The 14479-nt window shown below is 72.6% G+C and carries 12 protein-coding genes; 3 read left to right on the top strand and 9 right to left on the bottom strand.

Features of this window, described 5'->3' with window-relative positions; genetic code table 11:
* The first annotated feature begins 30 nt into the window (after positions 1-30).
* On the top strand, positions 31-1728 hold the full coding sequence (locus DMH08_RS00800; protein WP_125610906.1) for a carbon-nitrogen hydrolase family protein: 1698 nt from the start codon (positions 31-33) through the stop codon (positions 1726-1728).
* A gap of 68 nt (positions 1729-1796) precedes the next feature.
* Here DMH08_RS00800 and DMH08_RS00795 read toward each other — a convergent pair whose 3' ends face one another.
* Complete coding sequence (locus tag DMH08_RS00795) at positions 1797-2477, bottom strand: LysR family substrate-binding domain-containing protein (RefSeq protein ID WP_026403427.1); 681 nt, start codon at positions 2475-2477, stop codon at positions 1797-1799.
* Between the two features lie 55 nt (positions 2478-2532).
* On the opposite strand from DMH08_RS00795, the gene DMH08_RS00790 reads away from it, so the two are divergent.
* Complete coding sequence (locus DMH08_RS00790; protein WP_026403428.1) at positions 2533-2916, top strand: DUF5997 family protein; 384 nt, start codon at positions 2533-2535, stop codon at positions 2914-2916.
* A 118-nt stretch (positions 2917-3034) separates the two neighbouring features.
* On the opposite strand, the gene DMH08_RS00785 is transcribed toward DMH08_RS00790, so the two are convergent.
* The 3 genes from DMH08_RS00785 to DMH08_RS00775 are packed head-to-tail and all read right to left on the bottom strand — an operon-like array spanning position 3035 to position 7826.
* Positions 3035-4255 carry an MFS transporter gene (locus tag DMH08_RS00785; protein ID WP_125610904.1) on the bottom strand — a complete coding sequence of 407 codons (1221 nt, stop codon included), beginning with the start codon at positions 4253-4255 and terminating at the stop codon, positions 3035-3037.
* Positions 4252-6015 (bottom strand): ABC transporter ATP-binding protein, encoded by a 1764-nt coding sequence (locus DMH08_RS00780; RefSeq protein ID WP_125610902.1) that lies wholly within the window; start codon positions 6013-6015, stop codon positions 4252-4254. The genes DMH08_RS00785 and DMH08_RS00780 overlap by 4 nt, the downstream gene beginning before the upstream one ends.
* Positions 6012-7826, bottom strand: coding sequence for an ABC transporter ATP-binding protein (locus tag DMH08_RS00775; protein ID WP_233617324.1), 1815 nt, complete (start codon positions 7824-7826; stop codon positions 6012-6014). The genes DMH08_RS00780 and DMH08_RS00775 overlap by 4 nt, the downstream gene beginning before the upstream one ends.
* Positions 7827-7885: 59 nt before the next feature.
* On the opposite strand from DMH08_RS00775, the gene DMH08_RS00770 reads away from it, so the two are divergent.
* Positions 7886-8533, top strand: a complete 648-nt coding sequence (locus tag DMH08_RS00770) for a MerR family transcriptional regulator (protein WP_125610900.1) — start codon at positions 7886-7888, stop codon at positions 8531-8533.
* Here DMH08_RS00770 and DMH08_RS00765 read toward each other — a convergent pair.
* The 5 genes from DMH08_RS00765 to DMH08_RS00745 form a co-directional block, all read right to left on the bottom strand.
* On the bottom strand, positions 8526-9194 hold the full coding sequence (locus tag DMH08_RS00765; protein ID WP_199747541.1) for a GntR family transcriptional regulator: 669 nt from the start codon (positions 9192-9194) through the stop codon (positions 8526-8528). The two genes, DMH08_RS00770 and DMH08_RS00765, sit on opposite strands and share 8 nt — an antisense overlap.
* 72 nt (positions 9195-9266) lie before the next feature.
* Positions 9267-10598: an MFS transporter gene (locus DMH08_RS00760; RefSeq protein WP_125610898.1), complete on the bottom strand. Its 1332-nt coding sequence runs from the start codon at positions 10596-10598 to the stop codon at positions 9267-9269.
* 44 nt (positions 10599-10642) lie between these two features.
* On the bottom strand, positions 10643-11584 hold the full coding sequence (locus DMH08_RS00755) for a 3-carboxyethylcatechol 2,3-dioxygenase (RefSeq protein ID WP_125610896.1): 942 nt from the start codon (positions 11582-11584) through the stop codon (positions 10643-10645).
* Positions 11581-12471: an alpha/beta fold hydrolase gene (locus DMH08_RS00750; protein ID WP_026403434.1), complete on the bottom strand. Its 891-nt coding sequence runs from the start codon at positions 12469-12471 to the stop codon at positions 11581-11583. Before DMH08_RS00750 ends, DMH08_RS00755 begins: the two co-directional genes overlap by 4 nt.
* Positions 12468-14267 carry an FAD-dependent monooxygenase gene (locus DMH08_RS00745; protein WP_125610894.1) on the bottom strand — a complete coding sequence of 600 codons (1800 nt, stop codon included), beginning with the start codon at positions 14265-14267 and terminating at the stop codon, positions 12468-12470. Before DMH08_RS00745 ends, DMH08_RS00750 begins: the two co-directional genes overlap by 4 nt.
* Positions 14268-14479 lie beyond the last annotated feature (212 nt).

The raw sequence follows: 14479 nt of genomic DNA, 5'->3' as shown, positions 1-14479 counted from the left end.
CGGCCGCCCCACGACGAGAGGAGCACCACCATGACGAAGATTCGCGTCGCCGCCGCCCAGTTCTTCTCCGGGACCGACCCCGTCGAGAACCTGGCGCTGTGCAGGGAGTACGTGCGCCGCGCCGCCGCCGCGGGCGCCCAGTTGGTCGTCCTCCCGGAGAACGCCAACCGGGTCCGCGACTACGCCGACCGAGCCGAATGCTGGGCGCGCAGCGAGGAGCTGTCGGGACCGTTCGTGACGGGGCTGCGCGCCACCGCCGCCGACCTCGGCGTCCACATCGCGGCGGGCGTCGACCTGCGCGGCGCCGCCGAGCCGGTCGTGCACATCGCGTCCGTGCTCATCGGCCCGGACGGCGAGGTCATCGGCGTCCACAACAAGCACGTCCTCTGGGACTACGAGTACACGCTGTTCGAGCCGGGCGACGAGCCGTACGAGGTCCACGACACCGCGCTCGGCCGGATCGGCCTGCTGCTGTGCGCGGACGGCATCGTCCCCGACACCCCGCGGGCGCTCGCGCTGCTCGGCGCGGAGATCCTCTGCAACTCGCTGAACTCCCGGGGCCCGGACGAGTTCCGCGTCCACGTGCCGCTGCGCGCGATGGAGAACCGCGTGTGGCACGTCGCGGCCAACACCGTCGGCGGCCCCGAACACGAGTGGCCCTGGATGGGCGGCAGCCAGATCGTCGCCCCGGACGGGACCCGGCTCGCCGACGCGGGCGAGGCCGAGCCCGGCCTCGTGACGGCCGACATCGAACCCGCCGCGGCCCGCGACAAGCGGATGCCCGGGGTCGCCGACCTGTTCGCGTGGCGCCGCCCGGACCTGTACGCCCCGCTGGCCCGCCCGCTGGACGAGGTCCCGGCCGCCGCCATGTACGGTCCGGCCCCGGCGGACATGCCGCCCCGGCCGCTGCCGGTCGCGATCATGCAGGTCAGCTTCTCCCGCAACACCGAGTGGACGGTGCGCCGCGCGCTCGGGCAGATCTCCCACGCGGCCCGGTCCGGCGCCCGGCTCGGCGTGCTGCCCGAGCTCTTCTGCTTCGAGTCCGGCGAGGTGGCGGCCGACCCGGCGCGCGCCGCGGCGGTGTCCCGGGACGTCCTGGCGCGCATCGCGGCCGCCTGCGCGGAGGCGAAGATCTGGGTGGCCGTCGACCTCGTCGAGGAGTCCGGCGAGGGGTACCACTCGACCGTCCACCTGGTCGACGACACCGGCGCGACCGTCCACCGCTACCGCAAGACGCACCTGACCGACGGCGACCGCGCGTGGGCGGCGCCCGGCGATTCCCTGACGGTCGCCGACACCCCGATCGGACGGCTCGGCTTCATGATCGGCGACGAGGTGTGGGTGCCGGAGATCGCCCGCGCCCTCGCGCTGGAGGGCGCCGAGCTGATCGTCCATCCCACCGCGTGGGGCACGCCCGAGGCCATGCACGTCGCCGCGACCGAGCGCACCGAGGAGAACCGCGTCCACCTGGTGTCGGTCAACCGGTTGGACGACCCCGCCGGGCTGGGCAGCCAGGTACTGCGCGCCGACGACTTCGTCCCGGGACAGCCGATCGCGGTGATGCGCTACCCGACCGGCTACTGGACGCGCCCCGAGTTCGAGGAGCAGCTCGTCTTGGAGCTCGACCTGCGGGAGTCCAACGACAAGATGATGGGGCACCACCTCGATCCGCTGGCCAAGCGCCACCCGCATCTGTACGGCAGCCTGGTCGAAGAAGCGACCGGGTAACGGCCGCCCGCACTCCCGACCGGCGAACGAACCGCGCAGACTCGAACCCCGGAACTACGGAGCTCTCGTCACCTCCGGCGCCGCTTCTGGCGGCGGTGCTTGGAGGCGGGGCGCTGTTGCGGCGGCTTCTTGCGGGCGGGCTGCTGGGGATTGCGGCCACGGGAGCTGTTGGGGGTGCGGCCGCGGACGATGCCGATCAGTTCCTCCATGAGGTCGGTCGTCTCGGCATCGAGCCAGGCCAGACCGATCCGGGACTGGGGGGCGTCGGTCACGGTCCGGTAGGTGAGGTCTCTGCGGTGGTGGAGGCGGGCCAGGGACTGCGGGAGCAGCAGGACGCCGGTTCCCGACGCCACCAACCCGATCGCGCCGGCGGTGCTCTCGGGACGGGTGAAGGCAGGCTGCCCCGGGCGGTCGTCCCAGGTCAGCACGTCGTCGAGGGGCTCGAACACGTCCTCGTCGGCGAGATCGGCGAGCTCCACCTCCTCCACCGCGGCCACCGCGTGGTCCTTCGGCACCACCACCACGGTCGTCTCCAGGTACAGCGGGATCACGTGGAGCCCCTCGCGGTCGACGGGCAGGCGTACGAACGCCGCGTCCACGCCACCGTTCCGCAGCAGGGGGACGACCTCGGTCGCCGGCGTCTGCAGCAGGCGAAGCGGCACCTCCCGGACCCGCTCGGCCCACACCCCGGCCCACTTCCCGGGCGTCACGCCCGGCACGTAGGCCAGCCGGAACTCGCTATCGGTCACTCCGCCACCCTAGTCACGTCCAGACGGTCCCCTCCCGCTGGCTACCCTTGAGGTCATGGGCACGTCCAAAACAAAGACCCCGCAGACCATGAAGTCCGCGACCGCGGCCAAGAAGCTGGGGATCCTGCTGTCGGCAGCACCCGCCGAGTTCCAGGAAGGTCCCGTCTCCCGGGACGAATTGAACGCGCTCCAAGCCGACCCGCCCTCCTGGCTGGCGGACCTGCGCCGTGAGGGCCCCCACCCCCGCCAGGTCGTCGCCGCCAAGCTCCGCGTCTCCATCTCGGGGCTGGCCCGCGCCGGTATCACGGGCCCCCTCACCACGGCCGAGATCGAGAACCTGAAGGCCGAAAGGCCCGACTGGCTGGAACGCGAGCAGGCCGTCCAGGCCGAGGTCCGCAAGGAGGAACTCCGCCTCAAGCAGCAGCGCGCCGCATCCTGACTCACGCCAGGCCCGGCCGAACCGCCGGGCAGCGACCGGTGTCCCGGCCACGCGACGCCGGGGATGTCGTCGCGGCGACCGAACGGTGCCGCGCTTCCCGGCGGCCCGGCCGCGGGGGTCACGTGGTGCGCCAGCGCGGGGCGACGACGGCTCCGGCGACGGCCAGGACGGCCGCGAGCGCGACGGTCCACGTGAATCCGGCGGCGGCGGCGAGGGCCAGGGCCGCCGAGCTTGCGACGGTGACGAAGATGCCCTCGATCGCCATCGGGACGCTGTAGTCGGTCGCCGCGGACGCGGGACGGGCGAGCGCCATGGACGTCGCGGCGATCCAGGTGACCTTCGCCCCGTAGACGATCGAGACGACGGTCATGGCGGCGAGCGTCGGCACGAGGGGGGCGTGCCCGGCGGCGAGGGGGAGGAGGGCGGCGACCCCGGCGATGCCGAGCACCCCCGTGACGAGGGCGGGACGTGTCCGTCCGTACCGGCCGACGGCCGCGCCGGTGGCGAGCGCCGCGACGACCTGGGCGCCGGTCGCCGCGGACGTGGCCAGCGCGATGCGGTCGGTGGACCACCCGGCGGACAGCAGCATGGCGGGCTGGACGGCCGTCGCGAGCCACTCGCTGACGGCGAAGACCGGGATCACCAGCAGCGCCCACGCGGCGGCCCGGCGGTCCCGGAACAGTGCGCCGAGCACCCGCGGTGCCGCGGCCGCTCGGCCGTCCGGTTCGGGCGGTTCGCGGATGCGGGTGAGGACGGCGAAGGGGACGAGGTGGACGGCGGCGAGCGCGAGGAGCGTGACGGTCCAGCCCGCGTGCGCGTACAGCAGCAGGGCGCCGCTGGAGCCGATGAGGAGTGACGCGGAGGCCGACGCCATCTGCACGCCGTTGCCGACTCCGTGCTCGCCGCGCCGAAGGAGCCGTACCGCCAGCCCGTTCAGCGCCGTGTCGTGGAACACCGACAACCCCAGGAAGACGATCGTCAGCGCGAGCGTCAGCGGCAGGTCGGCGACCGGGTCGAGCGCGGCGAGTGCGGCCAGGGTCGCGATCAGCGGCGGCTGCGTCAGCAGCAGCCAGCCCCGGTAGCGGCCGAACCCGGACGGGCGGGCGCGGTCGATGATCGGGGCCGTGAGGAACCGCAGGAAGTACACCGCGCCGAGCATGTTGATCGCGGCGACGGCTCCGAGCGGCACGTCCCGCGAAAGCAGGATCGTGCCGAGGGCGAGGAAGAAGAACGAGTAGCCCGTGTTGGCGACCAGGTAGAGGGCGCCGACGACCGCCAGGGTGCGCCCGCGGGGTGCGGGCGCACACCGGGCGGTGCCGGCGCGGTGGGGCGCGGTCACGCGTGCGGCGCCGGGGGACCGGACGAGGTGATGCGCCAGCTCTGCGTTCGCTCGTACTGGTCGAAGAGCCGGGCGAAGGCGCCCCCGGCGGCCCGCAGGTCCACCGGACGCCCGGTCTCGGTGACCCGGCCGCCGTCCAGGGCGACGACGTGGTCGGCGGCGGCCAGCGTGGCGGGCCGGTGCGCGATCACGATGACGGTGCGGTCCGAGTCGCGGGCGAGGCGCCCGATGGCCTGCCCGACCGCGCTCTCGCTCTCCGGGTCGAGCGCGGACGCGGCCTCGTCGACGAGGACGATCCGGGCGCGCTTGAGGAACGCGCGGGCGATGGACACGCGCTGCCGCTCGCCGCCGGACAGCTGCGCGCCGCCCTCGCCGACGCGCGTGGCCCAGCCGTCCGGGAGCCGGTCGACGACCTCGTCCAGGCGGGCCTCGCGGGCGGCGGCGTCGAGGTCGGCGCGGGTGGCGTCCGGGCGGGCCAGCAGCAGGTTCTCCTCGATCGTCGTGTCGAACAGGTACACGTCCTGGAACACGATCGCGATGTCGTCGAGCAGGGCGGCGTGGTCGTACTCGCGGACGTCCCGGCCGCCGACCCGGACGTGCCCGGAGCCGGTGTCGTGGAACCGGGCGACGAGCCGCGTCACGGTCGTCTTGCCCGAGCCGGACGGTCCGACGAGCGCGGTGGTGCTCCCGGCGGGGCAGCGGAACGAGACGCCGGACAACGCGGGCGCCGAGGCGTCCCCGTAGGCGAAGGTGACGTCGTCGAACTCGATGGAGGCGTCCGCGGCGCGCCGCACGGGGTGCGGGGCCCGCGGCAGGGCGGGCGCGTTCAGGACGGCTTCCACCCGGCCGACGTTGTTCACCATCGCCCGCAGCGCCCCGTCCAGTTCGATCAGCGTGCCGAGCGGCTCCAGGAACCGGACGGCGAGGACGAGCAGCGCGACGGTGTCGGGGACGCCGAGGCCCCCGGAGACCAGAAGGTGCGCGCCGAGCACCAGGACGGCGACGAACCCGGCCATGACCACGCCGGTGAACCCGAGGTCGGGGAGCATCGCTCGGTTGAGGCCGCGCCGGTAGCTGCTGCGGTGCTCGTCGAGGGCCTCGCGCATCCGGTCGCCGCCCGTCCCCCCGCGGCCCGCGGCGCGCAGCACGGGCTGCGCCTGGCCGATCTCGATCGCGCGGCCCGCGATCTCGGTGGCGGCCGCGTGCAGCTCCTCGTCCGCGGCGGTCGACACCCGCCCGGACCAGCGCAGCGTCACGTACGCGAACGGCGCGACGGCGACGAACAGCAGCGCGAGCCGCCAGTCGACCGCACAGGTGACGCCGACGATGGTGGCGGGCACGAGGACGGACGTCAGGGCGGGCTGCCCGATCGTCACGGCGAGCGTGCCGATGGCGCCGGCGTCCGTCGTGACCGTGCGGGCGAGCCGCGCCTTGCGTTCGGTCGTGAACCAGCCGAGCGGCAGCGTCGTCGCGTGCTCCATCAGCCGGTGCCGCAGCCGGGCCGTCATCTGCATGGCGGCGGCGAAGCCGACCGGGACGGCCAGCACGGTCAGCACCGCGTACACGGCGAGGCCCGCGCCGCCCGCGACGAGCCACGGGACGGCCGCGCCGACGTCCGGTTCGGGGCGCAGCAGCGCCCGCAGGATCGGGACGAGCGCGCCGAGCAGCAGGCCCTGCAGGACGGCGAGGACGGTGGTGAGCGCGCCCAGCCGGGCGATCAGCCCGGGGTGCGGCAGCAGCCGGTACAGCTTGCGGATCATGTGTCGGCTCCGTTCCGCTGGGCGCGCCACATGCGGGCGTACAGCCCGTCGCGGGCGATGAGGTCGTCGTGGGCGCCGGTCTCGGCGACGCGCCCGCCGTCGAGGACGACGATCTGGTCGGCGCCCCGGACGGTGTTCAGGCGATGGGCGATGACCAGCACCGTCTTGCCCGCGGCGAGCGTGGACAGGGCCTCCTGGACGGCGTCCTGGCTGTCGGGGTCGAGTGATGCGGTGGCTTCGTCGAGGACGACGATGGGCGCGTCCGACAGGATCGCGCGGGCGATCGTCAGCCGCTGGCGCTCGCCGCCCGACAACCCGGCGCCGTCGGTGCCGAGCACGGTGCCGTAGCCGTCCGGGAGCCGCTCGACGACGTCGTGGATCTGCGCGGCCTCCGCCGCGCGCCGCACGTCCCGGAGGCCGGCGTCCGGTCGTCCCACGCGGATGTTCTCGGTGACGGTGTCGCGCAGCAGCGCCACGTCCTGGAACACCAGCGACATCGACGACAGCAGCGCCTCGGCCGGGATCTCGCGGAGGTCGGCGCCGCCGATCCGGATCGCGCCGCCGGTCACGTCGTAGAACCGGGGCAGCAGGCTCGCGATGGTCGACTTGCCCGCGCCGGACGGCCCGACGAGCGCGGTGACGGTGCCCGGTTCGCACACGAACGTGACGTCGGTGATCGCGTCGGTGACGCCGTCGTAGGAGAACGAGACGCGGTCGAACTCGACGCGGTGGCCGTCCGGGGGCCGCGGCGCGGTCGGCCGCGGCAGCGGCTCCCGGGACAGCAGGGCGTCGATGCCGGTGGCGGCCATCCGTCCCTGCCGCAGGCCCTGGCCGCCCTGGACGGCCGGGACGATCGGCGTCGGCAGGCCGATCCCGACGATGAGGAACGGCAGCAGGTCGGCGGCGGGGAGCCCGCCGGACGCGACGAGCGGCACCCCGGCGGCCAGGACCACGGCGAGGACGGCGGGCTCGCAGGCCAGCAGGCGCGAGAGGGCCGAGCTGATCCGGGTCTCGGCCACCCAGACGCGCATCGCCTCGGTGTGCTCGGCGACCGCTTCCCCGAAGCGGCCGAGGCCGGTGTCGCCGCCGCCGAACGTCTTGACGACCGTGATCCCGTCGGCGTACTCGACGACGGTGGTGTTGATGCGTCCGGTGGCCGCGGCGAGCCGGGCGAGGTGAGCGGACATGGAGCGCATCGAGACCCGGTAGGCGACCAGCATCGCGGCCGGGACCGCGGCGGTGACCAGCGCCATCCGCCAGTCGACGAGCACCAGGTAGGCCAGCCCGACCGCCATCGCCGTGACCGCGCCGACGAGTTCCCGGAGCGAGTGCGCGATGAGCTGGTGCATCTCCTCCAGGTCGTCGGTCATGGCCTTCTTCACCCGGCCGGACCCGGCGGCGCGGAACCAGCCGAGCGGCAGGAGCCCCAGGTGCCGGACGATCCGGACCCGGAGGTGGTGCAGGATCGCGGCGTCCGCGTAGTGCCCGAGGCGCGAGGACGCGAAGAGCAGCACCAGCCGCAGTACCGCGCCCGCCGCGCCGACGGCGACCCACGTCCGGATGGCGGCGTCGGGAGCGCCGGCGAGCGCCGCGCGGGCGATCTCGGCGATGGCGATGTAGGGGGCCAGCCCGGCGGCCGTGCCCACCGCCGACAGGACGGTGCAGCCGATCAGGTGGGGGCGGACGGGACGCAGCAGCCGTCCCAGCGCGCCCGCCCGCACGAGTCGCGAGGTGTCGGTATCGGGGGCGGGGGGCGGTGCCGGCGGGGGATCTTCGGCGTCCTGGGTCGACGTCGTTTCGGTGATCGTCACGAATACGTTCCTTAGGGAAGGCTATCCTCACCGAGATCCTCGGAGTTAAAGTCGTCTTCATGTCAAGCGACGATGCGGTCCCGATCGGTGAGGCCGCCGCCCTGTACCGGCTGGCGCCGTCCACGCTGCGCTGGTGGGACCGGCAGGGCGTGGTCGCGCCCACCGCCCGGCACGGCGGCAGGCGGTTCTACGGGGAGGACGACCTGCGGCGGCTCGGCCTCGCCTACCTGTGCCGCGTCGTCGGCATGATGCCGCTCGACGCCGCGGCGGTCGTGGCGTCCGGCACGGCCGACCTGGACACCTGGCGGCGTACGATGCGCGCCGAGATCGACCGCCTGGACGAGCGGGTCGAGCGGCTCACCGCCGCCCGCGACTACCTGAACCATCTCCTGCGGTGCGAGGACGACGACATCATCCGGTGCTCGTACCTCGACGCGGAGCTGGAGACGCGCACACCGCTCGGCCCTCGCGCCCGCACCGATCTCGTCGCGGCGGCCCGCGCCCGTGACGTAAAGACGGATGCCGTGCGTGACGAAAAGGCCGGGCCGATCTGTCCGTCCTGCGGAGGCGCCGTCGAGCGGCCCGCACGCGGACGCCCGCGCACGTACTGCTCGCCCGGCTGCAGGCAACGTGCCTACCGCGCCCGCGCGCGCCGAGACGAGACCACTTCTCAGACGCGACCGACTGCGAGAAGTCGTCCTACGTGAAGAGGTCGAGTGTTCCGACGATGTGGGATTCCATCGCGACTCGGGCGACCTCGGCCTTCCGGGAGCGTATGGCGTGGCGGATCACGTCGTGGTCGTGGTTGCGCTCGCGCACCGCGTCCGCCATGAGCCGCGCACTGCCGAACGTGGCGATGAAGAAATCGGACATGTCCCACATGCGTTCGCTCAGCTCGGCCATGATCCGCGAGTGCGCCATGCGGTGGATGGTGAGGTGGAACTCGCGGTTCAGGCCCCGGTAGCCGCGGCGCCGGGTCTCCGGATCGGGGCCGGCGCCCAGATCCTCGGTCCGCTGCCAGACGTCCTCCAGGGCCCGGAGCTGCTCGTCGGTGCGCCGGGCCGCGGCCGCCGCCGCGAGCTCGCCCTCGGACCGGCCGAAGAGCTTGAAGAAGTCCCGCACCTCCTGGAGGGAGTACACGGCGACCCGGCAGCCGCTCTGCGGGATGATCTCCACGATGCCGACCGTCTCCAGCCGGCGCAGCGCGTCCATCACCGGCTGCTTGCTGACACCGAACTCGGCTTTGAGCTCCTCGATCGAGAGGCGCGCGCCCGCCTCGTACCGACCGTCGAGCAGCCGCTCCTTCAACTCGTCGAGGACGACCTGCCCCAGCCGCTGCCCCGAGCGGCCGTTCGGGGCCCCGCTCACCACGTGTTCCTCTCGTTCATACCGGGCCGAGTGTACGGCGCCGGGCGGCCGGGCCGCCCGGCGCACCACCGGTCAGGCCGACGCCCGGACCGGCTCGCCCGCGACGGGACCGGAGGACTCCGCCCGCCCCAGCCTGCCGGGCAGGAGAAGGACCGAGACGACCGAGATGGCGGAGACCAGCATGAGGTAGCCGACCACGGGCCCGCTGGAGTCGTTCACCGCGTACAGGGCGGTGGCGATCATCGGGGCGAAGGCCGCGCCGCAGATCTGGGAGATGGTGTAGCCGACCGACGCGCCGCTGTAGCGGACCTCCGGCGAGAAGATCATGCTGAACAGCGATCCGGTGACTCCTCCGGCCGGTGCCATGGCGATGCCGAAGACCAGGACGAGCGCGATGGCGAAGTTCACGGAACCGCCGGCGTTGATCAGCGCGAACGCGGGCCAGATGGTGACGAGCATGGCGACCGCGCCGATGAAGTACATGGTCTTGCGGCCCCACCGGTCGGCGAGGGCACCGCACACCGCGTACAGGACGACGGCGACCACGGCGGCGACGAACACTCCCATGAGCGCGTGGGAGCGCTCGATGCCGACGTTCTCGTCCGCGTAGGACACCAGGTAGGACATGCAGATGTAGGCGAACACGCCCTGGCTGAGGTACGCCCCGGCGACGAGCAGGATCTCCTTGGTGTGGCGCCGGAACGCCTCCGCGATCGGCAGCTTGACGTCCGCGTTGCCGGCCCGCACCTTCTCGAACTCCGGACTCTCCGCGACCGTCAACCGGATCACCATCCCGACGAGCACGAGCAGCGCGCTGAACAGGAACGGCAGCCGCCAGCCCCACGATTCGAACTGGGCACTGCTCAGCTGGGAGGCGAGGTAGAAGGCGATCGTCGCGAGACCGACGCCGGCGGGCGCGCCCATCTGCGGGAACGCCCCGTAGAAGCCGCGCTTTCCGGGCGGGGCGTGCTCGACGGCCATCAGCGTGGCGCCGCCCCATTCGCCTCCCACCGCGAAGCCCTGGACGAGGCGCAGCAGCGTCAGCAGGATCGGCGCGGCGACGCCGATCTGGGCGTAGCCCGGCATGAGTCCCATCAGAACCGTGGCCGCGCCCATGGTGATCAGGGAGATGACCAGCATCTTCTTCCGGCCGACGCGGTCCCCGAAATGGCCGAAGAGCACGCCGCCGGCGGGCCGGGCGAGGAAGCCGACGCCGAGCGTGGCGAAGGACAGCAGCGTCCCGACCAGGGGGCTGGAGTCGGGGAAGAACAGACTCGGGAACACGAGCGCGGCCGCGGTCCCGTAGATGAAGAAGTCGTAGTACTCGACGGTGGTGCCGATGAAGCTCGCCGTGGCGACTTTCAGCGGCGATGCCGACGCGGGCGCGTGGCCTGGACTGGGCATGGGATCTCCGGTCGCTGCGGGGTGGTGGGGTACCGCGTGGCCGCTCAGGCGAGGGCGACGGTCGTGAGGGCGAAGCCCGCGATCAGTTCTCTGATCGGGCGGTAGTAGCCGTATCGGACGGTGTAAGCGCCGGCCGCGCCGAGCGCCGCGTACCCGGCGATCCAGGAGCGGACCTCGTGCGAGGAGTTGCCGGCGACCCGGGTCATCTCCTCCGGCGACCACGCGTCGAGCGGAGCGAGGTCGCCGGAGGCCAGTACGCGCAGCAGTTTCCGGTCCCACTCCGGCGCGAGGTCCTGGATGGCGGCGGTGCCGGCGGCGAACTCGCGCGCTGTGTCGATCACGCGCCGCTGGCGGGCCCGCCGCGCCTCGGGCGTCACCGGACCGGCCCGCCCGAGCAGCATCTCGCGCTGGTCGGGCGTGGCGTCGGCCAGCCGCGGGACGGGCGGGTCGTGCGACAGCCCGCCCGAGGCGATCAGCAGGATCTTCTCGTCCCGTGTCCGCAGGTACCGGCCGACGGCCTCGCCGAGGAGCCGGACGCGCCGCAGCGGCGTGAACGGCGGCGCGACCGAGTTGATGAAGATCGGGACGAACGGCTTCGCGGTGATGTCGCCGTAAAGGATCTCCATCGGCTGCACGGCGCCGTGGTCGATCCGCATGTCGAGCGAGACCGCGAGGTCGATGCCCTCGCCGATGACCGCCTCGGCCAGTTCGCGCGCCACATCCTCCGGCACGTCCAGGCGTCCGGCCGGGCTCCCGTAGTCGCCGATGCTCTCCGCCGCGTACCCGACGCAGAACGGCGGCATCAGACTGTAGAAGAAGCCGTTGTAGTGGTCGGGCCCGAAGTTCACGACGATGTCGGGGTCGAAGTCGTGGACGAACGCGCGCGCCTCGCCGAACGCGGCGTCCAGCTCGGCGGCCACGGCCGGGTCCAGGTCGGCGTGCTCCAGCAGCGGGCTGTGGCTGGTGGCGAGCAGCGCGAGAGTCATGGCGTCCCGCCTTCGCCGGCGCGGCCGAGCAGGAAGTCCAGGTGGATCCGGTCGAACGTGGCGGTGTCCTCGTACTGGGGCCAGTGCCCGCAGTTCTCGATCACGGCGAGCCGGCCGTTCGGGATGAGCGAGGCGATCCGGCGTCCTTCGTCGACCGGGCCGGAGGGGTCCTTGGTCGTCCAGACCACCAGGGCCTCGGCGGCGATCGAGCGCAGGTCGTCGTCGGTGAGCATGTTGCGGCGCCGTGTCTCGAGATCCTGCAGCGCCATGTTCATCTCGCACGCCTTGAGCCAGTCCGGCTGCTCGAAGATCGCCTGCCGCGTGCGGACCAGGTCGTCGGTGACCATGGACGGGTCGGCCATCAGCCACTCCAGCCGGGCCTTGACACGCTCCCAGGACGGATCCTGGGCGGCCTCCATCGAGAGGGTGTAGAGCCGTTCCATGACCTTCGGGTTGGCCATCGTGCCGCCCATGGTGTTGAGCACGATCTTCTCCACCCGGTCGGCGTGGTCGATGGCGTACCGTGCGGTGACCCAGCCGCCCAGCGACTCGCCGCTGAGGTACGCGGTGCCGGCGCCGAGCGCGTCCAGGACGTGCGAGACCTGGTCCACGTAGTGCGGGATCTCCAGCGGATGGTCGGGCTTGGTGGAGTAGCCGTGCCCGATGAAGTCGATGGCCCACACCGAGAAGTGCTCGGCGTGCGCCGCCAGGTTGCGCACGTACGCCTCGGCGTGCCCCGTGATCCCGTGCAGCAGCAGCAGGACGGGCTTGGAGTCGTCCCCCGCGTGCAGGTAGCGGGTGCGGTAGGGGCCCGCCTGAAGGAACCCCTGGCTGAACTCGACTTGGTTGAGGTCGTTCCAGACGCTGGTGTACGGACGAGTGCTCATGATTCCCTCCGGGAGTCGGTCGGTCGGTCGAGGACGGCCGCGAGGGCGTCCTCGAGCAGTCGCAGGGCTTCGGCGGCGTCCCAGACGGGGGCGCCGTGCCGCCAGGCGACGTAGCCGTCGGGGCGCACCAGGACGGCGCCGGCCTCATGCACCTCGCGGATCCGGCGCCAGTCGCCGTACGGGTCGGTGATCCCGTCCTCGCCGACGACGATCGTGCGGAGGAAGGGGAGCCCGAGCTTGCCGGCCGCCGCCTTCCACGCGTGCCCGCCCAGCCCCGTGATCAGGGTGAGGGCGCCCTTGCCGGCGACGTCGAGGGTGGAGACGCGGGTACCGTCCGGTCCGACCAGCCAGGCGTGCGGCAGCTTCGCTCCGGGGCGTGTCGTGGCCTGCAGGTACAGCTCGCGGTCCCGCGGCCACTCCTCCTCGCCCGCCGCGGGGTCGGGCACGACGGCACCGGACTCGTACCGCTGGTTGAGCTCCACGCCGTGCGCGTTGAACTCGGTGTTCTTCAGCTCGAGCGCCTCGAACAGCCGCTCCCGCCGCGCGACGCCTTCGGGGCTCGCCTCCTTGAGCTTGGCGAGCCCGCCGAGCACGGGGTCGGGGGCGTCGTGGTCGAACCATTCGCGCATCCCGGCGTAGTCCTTGCGGGACTGGTTGGCGCGGGCCACGATCTGCTTTCCGACGGGCACGCGCTCGCCGGAGTACGAGTCGAGAAGCCCCGGCCCGGCGTGCCCCTTGACGACGAAGGCGAGCTTCCAGGCGAGGTTGAAGGCGTCCTGCATGCTCGTGTTCGATCCGAGCCCGCTGCTCGGCGGATGCCGGTGCACCGCGTCGCCGCCGCAGAACACCCGGCCGGAGGAGTACGCGGTGGCGTACTGCTGGTTGACGTACCAGCACGACTTGGAGAGCACGTCGACGTCGAGGCCGGGGTCGCCGACCAGGGTCCGGATCTGCTCGACGACCACGTCGTCGGAGAGGTCGGGCTCGCCGGCGGCCATGTCGAAGCCCCAGCCGGCGATCCAGCGGTGCCACGGTTCGATGGCCCGCAGCAGGCCCATGCCGATCTCCCCGAACCCGGCCTGGGCGTTCATGATCCAGTGCAGGATGCTCGGGCGGTGCGCCACGTACCGGCTCAGGTCCGCGTCGAAGAGGATGTACGCGGTTCCCGCGCGGGCGAGCTCGCCCTCGAACGGCAGCCCGATGTGTTCGGCGACCTTGGACCTGGCGCCGTCCATACCGACCAGGTAGCGGGCCCGCTGGCGGAACTCCCGCCCGGTCCGTCGATCGCGGAAGGTCGCGGTGACGCCGCTCTCGTCCTGGACGTGCGAGAGGTACTCGGTGTTGAAGCTGATCACGGCGCCGCGTTCGGCGGCGTTCTTGATGAGGACCGGCTCCATCAGCGGCTGCGGGATGTCCAGCATCGAGCACGGGCTGCCGTTGAGGTAGTCCCCGTACCGCAGGTCCCCAGTGCCCCACGTCCGCAGCCGGACGATCTCCTCGCCCGCGAGGCTCGTGGTGAACAGCGTGTCGCCCATCTGGTCCCACGGAGTGGCGTACTTCTCGGCCTCCTCCTCCACGCCGAGGTCGCGCAGCACCTCGACGGCGCGCTGGTTGGTGATGTGCGCGCGGGGGGAGTTGGCGACCCAGGGGAACATGCTCACGGCGTGCACCCGGACCCCGTAGGTCGCGAGGGCGAGCGCGGCGGTCCCTCCCGCCGGGCCGAGCCCGACGACGATCACATCGGTGTCGAAGCCGCCTCCGCCGGATTCCGGCGCGATCTTCGCGTTCGTGTCCATTGCACCTTCTGGGACTGATCTCGGACGCCCGTGGCCGGGCGATCCCGCGGACGTCTCTCGTGAGGGCCAGGTCACAACGACCGACCGAGTAGCGTTCTAGCATGCCAGTTCGGAAGCGGGCAACCCGAAGCCGGTTTTCAGCTCAGTGTTTCCGCTGATGATGTTGCATAGGGGGCGCCCGGCCCGGCGTACTGGAATGCTAGATTTCGGAG

Origin of the sequence: Actinomadura sp. WAC 06369, assembly GCF_003947565.1 — a bacterium.
GTDB lineage: Bacteria > Actinomycetota > Actinomycetes > Streptosporangiales > Streptosporangiaceae > Spirillospora > Spirillospora rifamycini.
Note: the sequence above shows the minus strand (reverse complement) of the source record. Positions and strands in the feature narration are given on the sequence as shown.